General features: G+C 65.2%; 8 protein-coding genes and 1 pseudogene. 7 read left to right on the top strand and 2 right to left on the bottom strand.

Annotated features, from left to right (window positions below; genetic code table 11):
• Window positions 1-6 precede the first annotated feature (6 nt).
• The 4 genes from ACUDAL_RS13630 to eno all read left to right on the top strand — a co-directional run bounded on the left by ACUDAL_RS13630 (window position 7) and on the right by eno (window position 5,583).
• On the top strand, window positions 7-1,428 hold the full coding sequence (locus ACUDAL_RS13630; RefSeq protein WP_444678498.1) for an FAD-dependent oxidoreductase: 1,422 nt from the start codon (window positions 7-9) through the stop codon (window positions 1,426-1,428).
• A 282-nt stretch (window positions 1,429-1,710) separates the two neighbouring features.
• Window positions 1,711-3,366 carry a CTP synthase gene (locus tag ACUDAL_RS13625; RefSeq protein WP_444678497.1) on the top strand — a complete coding sequence of 552 codons (1,656 nt, stop codon included), beginning with the start codon at window positions 1,711-1,713 and terminating at the stop codon, window positions 3,364-3,366.
• A 14-nt stretch (window positions 3,367-3,380) separates the two neighbouring features.
• Window positions 3,381-4,238, top strand: coding sequence for a 3-deoxy-8-phosphooctulonate synthase (gene kdsA / locus ACUDAL_RS13620; RefSeq protein WP_444679381.1), 858 nt, complete (start codon window positions 3,381-3,383; stop codon window positions 4,236-4,238).
• 52 nt (window positions 4,239-4,290) lie between these two features.
• The gene (gene eno, locus ACUDAL_RS13615; protein WP_444678496.1) at window positions 4,291-5,583 is read left to right on the top strand and encodes a phosphopyruvate hydratase; all 1,293 of its coding nucleotides are present in this window, start codon (window positions 4,291-4,293) and stop codon (window positions 5,581-5,583) included.
• A gap of 628 nt (window positions 5,584-6,211) precedes the next feature.
• Here the strand turns inward: eno and fdxA are convergent.
• Window positions 6,212-6,535, bottom strand: a complete 324-nt coding sequence (gene fdxA, locus ACUDAL_RS13610; RefSeq protein WP_444678495.1) for a ferredoxin FdxA — start codon at window positions 6,533-6,535, stop codon at window positions 6,212-6,214.
• A gap of 167 nt (window positions 6,536-6,702) precedes the next feature.
• Complete coding sequence (gene mutS / locus ACUDAL_RS13605; RefSeq protein WP_444678494.1) at window positions 6,703-9,279, bottom strand: DNA mismatch repair protein MutS; 2,577 nt, start codon at window positions 9,277-9,279, stop codon at window positions 6,703-6,705.
• Window positions 9,280-9,419: 140 nt separating this feature from the next.
• Between mutS and ACUDAL_RS13600 the strand changes: the two are divergent.
• The 3 genes and pseudogenes from ACUDAL_RS13600 to ACUDAL_RS13590 all read left to right on the top strand — a co-directional run bounded on the left by ACUDAL_RS13600 (window position 9,420) and on the right by ACUDAL_RS13590 (window position 11,622).
• Window positions 9,420-9,937, top strand: a pseudogene (locus tag ACUDAL_RS13600) (CinA family protein).
• 133 nt (window positions 9,938-10,070) lie between these two features.
• Window positions 10,071-11,132 (top strand): recombinase RecA, encoded by a 1,062-nt coding sequence (gene recA / locus ACUDAL_RS13595; RefSeq protein WP_444678493.1) that lies wholly within the window; start codon window positions 10,071-10,073, stop codon window positions 11,130-11,132.
• Complete coding sequence (locus ACUDAL_RS13590; protein ID WP_444678492.1) at window positions 11,113-11,622, top strand: regulatory protein RecX; 510 nt, start codon at window positions 11,113-11,115, stop codon at window positions 11,620-11,622. Before recA ends, ACUDAL_RS13590 begins: the two co-directional genes overlap by 20 nt.
• The last annotated feature ends 161 nt before the right edge of the window (window positions 11,623-11,783 follow it).

Raw genomic sequence — 11,783 nt, 5'->3', positions numbered from 1 at the left:
ACACCGATGGCCAACCGTTTGACCAGAAATGACTTCCAGTTCATCGACGTGGGTCGCCAGGACCCGCAGAAGAAGGACGCCCGGACTCGCTCGCGCGAGTTCGCCGAGATCTACGAGCCGTTCAAGCCCCAGGAGGCGGCCAGCCAGTCGCACCGCTGCCTGCACTGCGGCAATCCGTACTGCGAGTGGAAGTGCCCGGTGCACAATTACATTCCCAACTGGCTGCAGCTGGTGGCCGAGGGCAACATCCTTGAGGCGGCGGAGCTGTCGCACAAGACCAACTCGCTGCCCGAGGTGTGCGGCCGGGTGTGCCCGCAGGACCGCCTGTGCGAGGGCGCCTGTACCCTCAACGACGGCTTCGGCGCGGTAACCATCGGCTCGGTGGAGAAGTACATCACCGACACGGCCTTCGCCATGGGCTGGCGCCCCGACATGTCCCAGGTGACCTGGACCGACAAGAAGGTCGCCATCGTCGGTGCCGGCCCCGCGGGGCTGGGCTGCGCCGACATCCTGGTGCGCAACGGCGTACGCCCGGTGATCTACGATCGCTATCCCGAGATCGGCGGCCTGCTGACCTTCGGCATCCCCGAATTCAAGCTCGACAAATCGGTCATGGAGCGGCGCCGTGCGGTCTTCGAAGAGATGGGCATCGAGTTTCGCCTGGGCGTCGAGATCGGCAAGGATATTCCCTTCGAAAAGCTGCTCGAGCAGTACGACGCGGTGTTCCTCGGCATGGGCACCTACAAGTACATGACCGGCGGCTTCCCCGGCGAGGACCTGCCCGGCGTGCACAAGGCGCTTGACTACCTGATCGCCAACGTCAACCACTGCCTCGGTTTCGAGAAGAATCCGGCCGACTTCGTCTCGCTGGAAGGTCAAGGGGTAGTGGTGCTGGGCGGTGGCGACACCGCCATGGACTGCAACCGCACGGCGATTCGTCAGGGCGCGGCCACGGTGACCTGTGCCTATCGTCGCGACGAGGAGAACATGCCCGGCTCCAAGCGCGAGGTGGCCAATGCCCGCGAGGAGGGCGTCGAGTTCTTGTTCAACCGCCAGCCGGTGGCGGTGGTGGGCGAAGACAAGGTCGAGGGCGTGAAGGTGGTGCGTACCCGTCTGGGCGAGCCCGACGAGAATGGGCGGCGTCGCCCCGAGGTGGTGCCCGGCTCCGAGGAGATCCTGCCCGCCGACGCGGTGGTCATCGCCTTCGGCTTCCAGCCGAGCCCGGCGCCCTGGTTCGATCAGTTCGGCATTGAGCTCGACGAGCGTGACCGTGTGGTGGCGCCCGAGAAGGGCACCTACCCCTTCCAGACCACCAACGAGAAAATCTTCGCCGGCGGCGACATGGTGCGCGGCTCCGACCTGGTGGTCACCGCCGTGTTCGAGGGCCGTCAGGCCGCCGAGGGTATCCTCGACTACCTGAAGGTTTGAGGCTCTGCTGATGTGGGGCGGGCCTATGGCGGCCCGCCATCGCGGCTACCCCGTCGGCAGGCGGGGGCGCCGTTAATACATCCCTGTACGCTACCGATTCCTTCCCTGGAATCGGACCCCCGCTGAGACCTGCCCGCGGCGCCGCTCATCTTCACAGGCTGGCGCTTGTTTGAGGGCTGCGGTCGGCCAAAATTGAGCCATTGGTCGCAATCTGCTACGCTGTCGTCCCATCCTGGCGCGGCTTTCTGTCGTGCCTCATGATCACGTTTCGACAGGTTCTCCATGACACGATATATCTTCGTGACCGGCGGCGTTGTGTCCTCACTTGGCAAGGGCATCGCGTCGGCCTCGCTGGCGGCGATTCTCGAGGCGCGCGGCCTCAAGGTCACCATGCTCAAGCTCGATCCCTACATCAACGTGGATCCGGGCACCATGAGCCCCTTCCAGCACGGCGAGGTGTTCGTCACCGAAGATGGCGCCGAGACCGACCTCGACCTGGGCCACTACGAGCGCTTCATCCGCACCAAGATGACCCAGGGCAACAACTTCACCACCGGCCGCGTCTACGAGCACGTGCTGCGCCGCGAGCGCCGCGGCGACTACCTGGGTGGCACCGTGCAGGTGATCCCGCACATCACCGACGAGATCAAGCGCCGCGTGTATGCCGGCGGCGAGGGCTTCGACGTGGCGCTGGTGGAGATCGGCGGCACCGTGGGCGACATCGAGTCGCTGCCGTTCCTCGAGTCGATCCGCCAGATCAGAAGCGAGCTGGGCGCCAGCCGGGCGATCTTCATGCACCTGACTCTGGTGCCCTACATCAAGACCGCCGGCGAGACCAAGACCAAGCCGACCCAGCACAGCGTCAAGGAGCTGCGCTCCATCGGTATCCAGCCCGACATCCTGATCTGCAGAAGTGAAGTCGAGCTGGAGGAGACCGAGCGGCGCAAGATTGCGCTGTTCACCAACGTCGAAGAGCGCGCCGTGGTGCCGCTGCAGGATGCCGACACCATCTACCGCATCCCGCTGATGCTCCACGAGCACGGCCTTGACGAGATCGTCTGCGACAAGCTGCGCCTCGAGGCCGACGAGGCCGACCTCACCGAGTGGGTGCACGTGCTCGATGCCAAGCTCAACCCGCTCAAGTCGATCAACATCGCCATGGTCGGCAAGTACATGGAGCTGCTCGACGCCTACAAGTCGCTCAACGAGGCGCTGATCCACGCCGGCATCCAGACCCGGGTCAAGGTCAACGTGGACTACATCGACTCCGAGATCATCGAGCGCCAGGGCACCGAGCGCCTGGCTGGCAAGGACGCGATCCTGGTGCCCGGCGGGTTCGGCGAGCGCGGCGTGGAAGGCAAGATCGAGACCGCCCGTTTCGCCCGCGAGAACGGCATCCCCTACCTCGGCATCTGCCTCGGCATGCAGGTGGCGGTGATCGAATTCGCCCGTCACGTGGCCGGTTGGGAAGACGCCAACTCCACCGAGTTCACCCACGACACCCAGCACCCGGTGGTCGGCCTGATCACCGAATGGATCAACGCCGAGGGCAAGATCGAGCTGCGCGATGCGGCCTCCGACCTGGGCGGCACCATGCGCCTGGGCGGCCAGGTCTGTCGTCTCGCCCCCGGCAGTAAGGCGCGTGAGGCCTACGGCAACGACGAGATCGTCGAGCGTCACCGCCATCGCTTCGAGGTCAACAACCAGTTCGTCGAGCAGCTCGAGCAGGCCGGCCTGGTAGTGTCGGGCAAGAGTGTGGACAACTCGCTGGTGGAGATGATCGAGCTGCCCGACCACCCCTGGTTCGTGGCCTGTCAGTTCCATCCCGAGTTCACTTCCACGCCGCGCGACGGCCATCCGCTGTTCACCGGCTTCGTCAACGCGGCGCTGGAGCACAAGGCGGCGCGCACCCGCGCGCTCTCCTCGCACCAGGAATGAGGCCCGTGTCTGCCATGATCCCGTCCACGCCCGAACGCCATCTTTCCTTTGCCGGCCTCACCGCCGGCAATTCTTTGCCGCTGATGCTGCTCGGCGGCATGAACGTGCTGGAGTCCCGTGAGCTGGCCCTCGAGGTGGCCGAGACCTATGTCGAGGTGACCGGTCGGCTCGGCATGCCCTATGTGTTCAAGGCCAGCTTCGACAAGGCCAACCGTAGCTCCATCCACTCCTTCCGCGGTCCCGGCCTGGAGAAGGGGCTGGAGATACTGGCTGAGATCAAGCAGCGCTTCGGCGTGCCGGTCATCACCGACGTGCACGAACCATGGCAGGCCGAGCCGGTGGCCGAGGTGGCCGACATCATCCAGCTGCCCGCCTTCCTGGCCCGCCAGACCGACCTGGTGGTGGCCATGGCCAAAACCGGTGCGGTGATCAACATCAAGAAGCCGCAGTTCCTGGCGCCCCACGAGATGCGTCATATCATTCGCAAATGCGAAGAGGCGGGTAACGATCGCGTGTTGCTTTGCGAGCGTGGCTCAAGCTTCGGGTATAATAATTTGGTGGTCGATATGCTCGGTTTTGGTGACATGAAGCAGACAGGCTGCCCTGTCTTTTTCGATGTCACGCACGCCCTGCAGCGCCCGGGCGGGCGTGCCGACAGTGCCGGCGGACGCCGCCAGCAGGTCGCTGAGCTGGCACGTGCCGGGGTGGCGGTGGGGCTGGCGGGGCTCTTCCTCGAGGCCCATCCGGACCCGGACAGCGCTCTGTGCGACGGTCCCTGCGCCCTGCCGCTGGATCAGCTCGAGCCGTTCTTGGCCCAGTTGAAGGCTCTGGACGAACTGGTCAAGGGTTTCCCGGCGCTGACGATCACCTGAACGGCCCCACCGACGATTCAAACAACGCTGACTCAATAAAAGGACGACTGAGATGACCAAGATTGTCGAAATCCGCGCCCTCGAAGTGCTCGATTCCCGCGGCAACCCCACCGTGCAGGCCGAAGTGCGCCTGGAAAGCGGTGCCGTGGGCGTGGCCTGTGCGCCGAGCGGTGCCTCCACTGGCTCCCGTGAGGCCCTGGAGCTGCGTGACGGCGATAAGTCCCGCTACCTGGGCAAGGGTGTACTGAAGGCGGTAGAGGCGGTCAATGGTGCCATCCGCGAGCGTCTGGTCGGCATGGATGCCCGCGATCAGCGCGGCCTCGACAATGCGATGCTTGAGCTCGACGGTACCGACAACAAGGCCAAGCTGGGCGCCAATGCCATCCTCGCCGTGTCACTGGCGGCGGCCAAGGCGGCGGCCAACGCCAAAGGCATGCCGCTGTACGCCCACATCGCCGAACTCTACGGCCAGCCGGGCCAGTACCGCATGCCGGTGCCGATGATGAACATCCTCAACGGCGGCGAGCATGCCGACAACAACGTCGACATTCAGGAGTTCATGGTGCAGCCGGTGGGTGCCGCGAACTTCCGCGAGGCCCTGCGGGTCGGCGCCGAGATCTTCCACGCGCTGAAGAAGGTGCTGTCGGCCAGGGGCCTCTCCACCGCCGTGGGCGACGAGGGCGGCTTCGCGCCCAACCTGGAGTCCAACGCCGAGGCGCTCGCCGTGATCAAGCAGGCCGTCGCCGATGCCGGCTACGAGCTTGGCCGTGACGTGACCCTGGCGCTGGACTGCGCCTCCTCCGAGTTCTACCAGGACGGCCAGTACAACCTCTCCGGTGAGGGCAAGAGCTTCGATGCCAATGGCTTCGTCGACTACCTGGCCGAGCTGTGCGACCAGTACCCCATCGTCTCCATCGAAGACGGCATGGACGAGTCCGACTGGGGCGGCTGGAAGGCGCTGACCGACAAGCTCGGTGACAAGGTGCAGCTGGTCGGCGACGACCTGTTCGTCACCAATACCAAGATCCTCAAGCGCGGTATCGACGAGAAGATCGGCAACTCCATCCTGATCAAGTTCAATCAGATTGGCTCGCTCTCCGAGACGCTGGACGCCATCAAGATGGCCCAGGACGCCGGCTTCACCGCGGTGATCTCCCACCGCAGCGGCGAGACCGAGGACACCACCATCGCCGACCTGGCCGTAGGTACCTCGGCCGGTCAGATCAAGACCGGTTCGCTGTGCCGCTCCGACCGCGTGGCCAAGTACAACCGCCTGCTGGTGATCGAGCAAGAGCTCGGCGAACGTGTGGGCTACCCTGGCCGTGCTGCGATCAAGGGTCAGTAACGCTTCGCCCGGCAGGCGTAAAAGTCTCTTAAGTGAGTTTTGGCTACAAGTTTTGTAGGAAATCGCTGACACATTGGCGACGCAATTCGCTGGTGAGGCTGTCAGAAATGCCGATGCCTTGGGTATCGGCATTTTTTTATCCTATTGATAAATATTGGGTATTTTTCCTGTTCTTGATAAGCATCAGGTGAATATGTGTGCGTTTGGCTATTTTGCACGCTACGGCGCAAATGCCACAATGAACACAGGAAAAGGCAGAGCGGGATGCTCGCCGGCAGGATGCAAACGGGATGCTCTAAGGCGTGCCTGGTGTGGCTGGAAGTCGCTCTCTGGGCAGGGAAGTCGCCACAGGAAATCGAACGGAGGGAACCGTTCAAGGAATTGCTGGGAGCCGGGCGGCCTGAGGGCCGCCGCTTTCATGCCTGTGTATTCGCATTCCGTTCGTCAGCCGTCAACTTAGCGCCTGACCTGTCGCGCCGGTTTTCAGCCCCCGTGTTTCAGCCTATGCCTTAGCCGGGGCCAGAAGCGGGAAAGATAGGGGCAGGGAGAAGTAGCAGGCAGGGCGCCGAAGGCGAACGGCCTGGGGCGCCTTGTTTGTGCAGGCAGGTGCTTCGTGCAGGTGGGAGCTTCAGCGCTCGAGATACTGCAGCTTGCCGGCCTTGCCGTCCCACTCCTGGGCGTCAGGCAGAGGGTCCTTTTTCTCCGCGATGTTGGGCCACACTTCGGACAGCTCCGCATTGATCGCGATGAAGGCCTCCTGGCCTTCCGGGAGCTCATCCTCCGAAAAGATCGCTTCGGCAGGGCATTCCGGTTCGCACAGGGCGCAGTCGATGCACTCGTCCGGGTGAATCACCAGGAAATTGGGGCCTTCGTAGAAGCAGTCCACCGGGCAGACCTCGACGCAATCGGTGTACTTGCACTTGATGCAGTTTTCGGTGACGACAAAGGTCATTGCCTGTCTCCTCCTTGCGGCCGGGTACGTGGCATGCGATGCCCGGTCGGGTGTTGATGTATCTCTGATAGTCAATTTGGTTATAAAAAACTGTTTTTTTATAAAACCAATAGGCTAAACGCATCATTCTAGACATGGCGTTAGGCTTGAGCAAGCGGCTTTCACGATTAGAGTTGTTCCCGCCAGCGGTAGATCAGCGCCAGCGCTTGGCGGGGCGTCAGGTCATCCGGATCGAGCCCGGCCAACGCGTCCAGCAGCGGATGAGGCGTGCTGGCGAAGAGATCGCTCTGCATCGGCTTGGCAGCGCTTGTCGCCTGCGCACCGCCACGGTGACCCTGGTCGACCTCCTGCTGTTCGAGCTGCGTCAATTTATCGCGCGCCCGCGCTATCACCGATGAGGGAACCCCGGCCAGTTGGGCTACCTGAAGACCGTAGCTCTGGCTGGCGGGGCCTTCCTCCACCCGATGCATAAAGACGATGCCGTCACGGTGCTCGGCGGCAGTCAGGTGCACGTTGGCCACCGCCTCGGCCTGATCCGCCAGGGCAGTCATCTCGAAGTAGTGGGTGGCGAACAGGGTGAAGGCGCGGGTGCGCGTCAGGTGCTCGGCGCTGGCCCAGGCCAGCGACAGCCCGTCGAAGGTGCTGGTGCCGCGGCCGATCTCGTCCATCAGCACCAGGCTGTGGTCGGTGGCGTTATGCAGGATGTTCGCCGTTTCGGTCATCTCCACCATGAAGGTGGAACGGCCTCCGGCCAGGTCGTCCGACGAGCCGATGCGAGTAAAGATACGGTCCACCGGCCCGATGCACGCCTCGTCGGCGGGAACGAAGCTGCCGGTATGGGCAAGCAGCACGATCAGCGCCGCCTGGCGCATGAAGGTCGACTTGCCGCCCATGTTGGGCCCGGTGATGACCAGCATGCGACGCCGTTCGTCGAGCCGCAGGTCGTTGGGCACGAAGGGGGCGTCGCTGACATGCTCCACTACCGGGTGGCGCCCGCCACGGATCTCGATGCCTGCCAGCTCCTGCAGCCTTGGGCGCGAGAAACCGAGCGCCTGGGCGCGCTCGGCGAAGGCGGCCAGCACGTCCAGCGCGGCTAGGGCGCGGCCGGTGCCTTGCAGCGCTGTCAGCTCGCCGTTAAGCGCATCGAGCAGGCTGTCGTAGAGCAGCTTCTCGCGGGCCAGGGCGCGTGATTTAGCCGACAGCGCCTTGTCCTCGAACGCCTTGAGTTCGGGAATGATGAAGCGCTCGGCGTTCTTCAGCGTCTGGCGGCGTACATAATCGACCGGGGCCTCGCGAGCCTGGGCGCGAGGAATCTCGATATAGTAGCCGTGCACACGGTTGTAGCCCACCTTGAGCCCGGCCAGGCCGGTGCGCTCGCGCTCGCGGGTCTCGAGCTGTACCAGGTAGTCGCCGGCGTGTTCGGCGAGCCCGCGGTAGTCGTCCAGCTCGGCATCGAAGCCGTCGCGGATCACGCCGCCCTCGCGGATCACCACCGGCGGGTTGTCGTTGAGTCCGCGGCTGAGCATGTCGGCAAGCTCGGGGTAGGGGCGAATATGGTGTGCCAGCTCGTCGATGGCAGTGCCTTCGCTGTAGTCCTGCAGCTCGCGCTGGAGCTCCGGCAGGGCGAGCAGGGCGTCGCGCAGGCGGGCCAGGTCTCGCGGCCGGGCGCTGTAGAGCGCCACGCGGGCGAGGATGCGCTCGACGTCGCCGATCGCCTTGAGCAGCTCGCGCAGGGCAACGAAGCCCTCCTGCTCGAGCAGAAGGGCGACCGCCGCCTGGCGCCCCTCGACCTGGGTGCGGTCGCGCAGCGGCCGGTTGAGCCAGCGCTTGAGCAGCCGCGACCCCATGGCGGTGGCGGTGGTGTCGAGCACACTGGCCAGGGTGTTGTCGCTGCCGCCGCCGAGATTGATGTCGATCTCGAGATTGCGGCGGCTGGCGGCGTCGATCACCACGGCGTCATCGCGGTTTTCCACGCCCAGCGCGGTGACGTGGGGCAGGCGCGAGCGCTGAGTGTCGCGGGCATACTCCACCAGCACCCCGGCGGCGGTGAGAGCGGCCTCGAGATGGGCGCAGCCGAAGCCGCGCAGGTCCTGCACCTCGAACTGGTCGCACAGCAGCCGGGTGGCGGCGTCGAGATTAAACAGCCAGTCGCTCTGTCGCCGCACGCCCGGGCGGTTTTCCAATGCAGGCGGCAGCGACAGGCTTTCGGGCACCAGCAGTTCGGCGGGATCGAGGCGCTGCAGTTCGGCCAGCATGTCGCCCTCGCTCTCCACCTCGAGCACGCTGAAGCGCCCGCTTGAGAGCTCCAGCCAGGCGATGCCCCAGCAGTCGCCGGAAGGGTGCACGGCCACCAGCAGGTTGTCGCGGCGGGCGTCGAGCAGCGCCTCGTCGTGGAGCGTGCCGGGAGTGACGATGCGCACCACCTTGCGCTCCACCGGCCCCTTGCTCGCCGCCGGGTCGCCTATCTGCTCGCAGATCGCCACCGATTCGCCGGCTTTGACCAGGCGCGCCAGGTAGCCTTCGGCGCTGTGGTAGGGCACGCCGGCCATGGGAATCGGCTTGCCGGCCGACTGACCGCGGCTTGTCAGGGTGATGTCGAGCAGGGCAGCGGCGCGCCTGGCGTCGTCGAAAAAGAGCTCATAGAAATCGCCCATCCGATAGAACAGCAGCACGTCGGGGTGCTCGCGCTTGATCTTGAGGTACTGGGCCATCATCGGCGTGGGCTGAGCGCTGGCCTGGGACATGGAATTCCTGTGCTGATCCGTCGACGTGGAGCCGGCCGGGAGCGTCTGAACGCCACGGCCTGCACATGAAGGGCAAAGGCGCTATTGTACCAAAACTTCTCGCGTAAGCGCGCCGGCCACATCTTCTGCAGGAGCCTCCGATGCCTCACAGTGCCGCCAGCCTGGCCAATCTCGATCTCATCACCCTCGCCGAGCGCCTCGGCAGGCGTTGCCGCGAGCGTAGCCTCACGATCACGGCGGCCGAGTCCTGTACCGGCGGGGGCGTGGCCAGCGCCATCACCGCGGTGGCCGGCAGTTCCGCCTACTTCGAGACGGGCTATGTCACCTATTCGAACGGGGCCAAGACGCGCCTGCTCGGCGTTGCTGACGACCTGCTCGAGCGCCATGGCGCCGTCAGCCGTGAAGTGGTGGAGGCCATGGTGGCAGGCGCCTGCCGCGACAGTGGTGCCAGCCTCGGCGTGGCGGTCAGCGGCGTGGCCGGGCCCGACGGCGGTTCGCCGGACAAGCCGGTGGGTACCGTGTGGCTGGCCTGGGGCAATGCGGCGCAGCAGCAGGCCGAGCGCTTCCAGTTCCCGGGGATCGCCGTGCGGTGCGCGAGCGAGCGGTGCGTGCGGCCCTTGTCGGCTTGATCCGCTACCTGGAAGCGCATCAGCAATAGCGTCATGGGCTAGTCGAGCGAGACTTTTTCGCCATACTACTGGCCAATCATACAGTGTTAGGGCCTGCGTCTCGGCGGCCCACCCCATCTTCGTTTGCTCGGCAAACGTGAAGCGTTCTGCGAGGAGAGCCTCATGGCACAGGATGAAAACCGCTCCAAGGCATTGAATGCCGCCCTTTCCCAGATCGAGCGCCAGTTCGGCAAGGGAACCGTGATGCGCCTGGGCGATGCGCCGCGGGTGGTCATGCCCTCGGTCTCCACCGGCTCGCTGGGGCTCGATATCGCGCTCGGCATCGGCGGCCTGCCCTATGGCCGTGTCGTCGAGATCTTCGGTCCGGAATCTTCGGGCAAGACCACGCTGACCCTGTCGGTCATTGCCGAGGCGCAGAAGCAGGGCAAGACCTGCGCTTTCATCGACGCCGAGCACGCCCTCGACCCGAGCTACGCCGAGAAGCTCGGCGTCAATCTCGACGACCTGCTGGTCTCGCAGCCCGACACCGGCGAGCAGGCGCTGGAGATCTGCGACATGCTGGTGCGCTCTGGCGGCGTCGACGTGATCATCATCGACTCGGTGGCGGCGCTCACCCCGCGCGCCGAGATCGAGGGCGAGATGGGCGACTCCCACGTCGGCCTGCAGGCACGCCTGATGTCCCAGGCGCTGCGCAAGATCACCGGCCACATCAAGAACGCCAACTGCCTGGTGGTCTTCATCAACCAGATCCGCATGAAGATCGGCGTGATGTTCGGCAGCCCCGAGACCACTACCGGCGGCAACGCGCTCAAGTTTTACGCCAGCGTACGCCTCGACATTCGCCGTACCGGCTCGGTCAAGCAGGGCGACGAGGTGACCGGTAACGAGACGCGGGTCAAGGTGGTCAAGAACAAGGTGGCGCCGCCGTTCCGCCAGGCCGAGTTCCAGATTCTCTACGGCAAGGGCATCTACCACGCCGGCGAGGTGATCGACCTTGGCGTACAGTGCAACCTGGTCGACAAGGCCGGGGCCTGGTACAGCTACAAGGGCAACAAGATCGGCCAGGGCAAGGCCAATGCCGCCCAGTTCCTCGAGGACAACCCAGCGGTGATGGAGGAGATCGAGAGCCAGATCCGCGCCCAGCTGCTGGTGACCGCGGCGCCGAAGGAGGAGCCGAGCGAGCCGGCCGCCGCCGACGTCGAGCGTGAGGACGACCTGCTGTAGCCATGCGCGAACCTTCGGCAAACGCACCGGCATCGTCCCCCGCGACGATGCCATTCGCCTATTGGCTCGCCGCGACTATGCGCGCGGCGAGCTGTGCGAACGCCTGGTGGCCAAGGGGCATCCGATGGAGGCCGTCGCAGCGTGCCTGGACGAGCTGGCCGAACAGGGGCTGCAGTCCGATGCGCGCTTTGCGGCACTCTTTCTGCGCTCGCGCGTAGCGCGCGGCCAGGGTCCGTTGAAGATCCGCGTCGAGCTTGAGCGGCGCGGTGTTGATCGTGATCTGATTGCCGCGACGCTGACCGAGGCCGAGCGGGAAGGCGAGGTCGACTGGTTTGCCCTGGCGGCCGAGACGCTGGCCAGGCGCTTCTCCCACCCTGATGTCTCCCCGCGCGAGCGCGCCCGGCGCGAGCGCTTCCTCGTGTCTCGCGGCTTCAGCTTCGATCACCTGCGGCATGCCCTGGCGCATGCCTGGGATGCCGACACCGGCTGACCCGGCCAGAGCAATGAACTTCACCATCGCGCGTGTCGTGCTCCTGGCTCCCGCTTTCCTGCCCTCCTTGCGCAGTGAACTCGGCGGCGCCCTTTAGTCGCTTGACAACTGCGCTATAATGCATCCCTTTGCGAACGCCCTGGGTGGCATTCTCGATGCCC

The sequence above is a fragment of the Halomonas sp. E19 genome (genome assembly GCF_052439355.1).
In the GTDB taxonomy this organism is placed as follows: domain Bacteria; phylum Pseudomonadota; class Gammaproteobacteria; order Pseudomonadales; family Halomonadaceae; genus Halomonas.
Note: the sequence above shows the minus strand (reverse complement) of the source record. Positions and strands in the feature narration are given on the sequence as shown.

Bases quoted from the DNA above. Each gene is read 5' to 3' on its own strand.
- ACUDAL_RS13630 (WP_444678498.1), top strand. From the start codon at position 7: ATGGCCAACCGTTTGACCAGAAATGACTTCCAGTTCATCGACGTGGGT.
- ACUDAL_RS13625 (WP_444678497.1), top strand. From the start codon at position 1,711: ATGACACGATATATCTTCGTGACCGGCGGCGTTGTGTCCTCACTTGGC.
- kdsA (WP_444679381.1), top strand. From the start codon at position 3,381: ATGATCCCGTCCACGCCCGAACGCCATCTTTCCTTTGCCGGCCTCACC.
- eno (WP_444678496.1), top strand. From the start codon at position 4,291: ATGACCAAGATTGTCGAAATCCGCGCCCTCGAAGTGCTCGATTCCCGC.
- fdxA (WP_444678495.1), bottom strand. From the start codon at position 6,535: ATGACCTTTGTCGTCACCGAAAACTGCATCAAGTGCAAGTACACCGAT.
- mutS (WP_444678494.1), bottom strand. From the start codon at position 9,279: ATGTCCCAGGCCAGCGCTCAGCCCACGCCGATGATGGCCCAGTACCTC.
- recA (WP_444678493.1), top strand. From the start codon at position 10,071: ATGGCACAGGATGAAAACCGCTCCAAGGCATTGAATGCCGCCCTTTCC.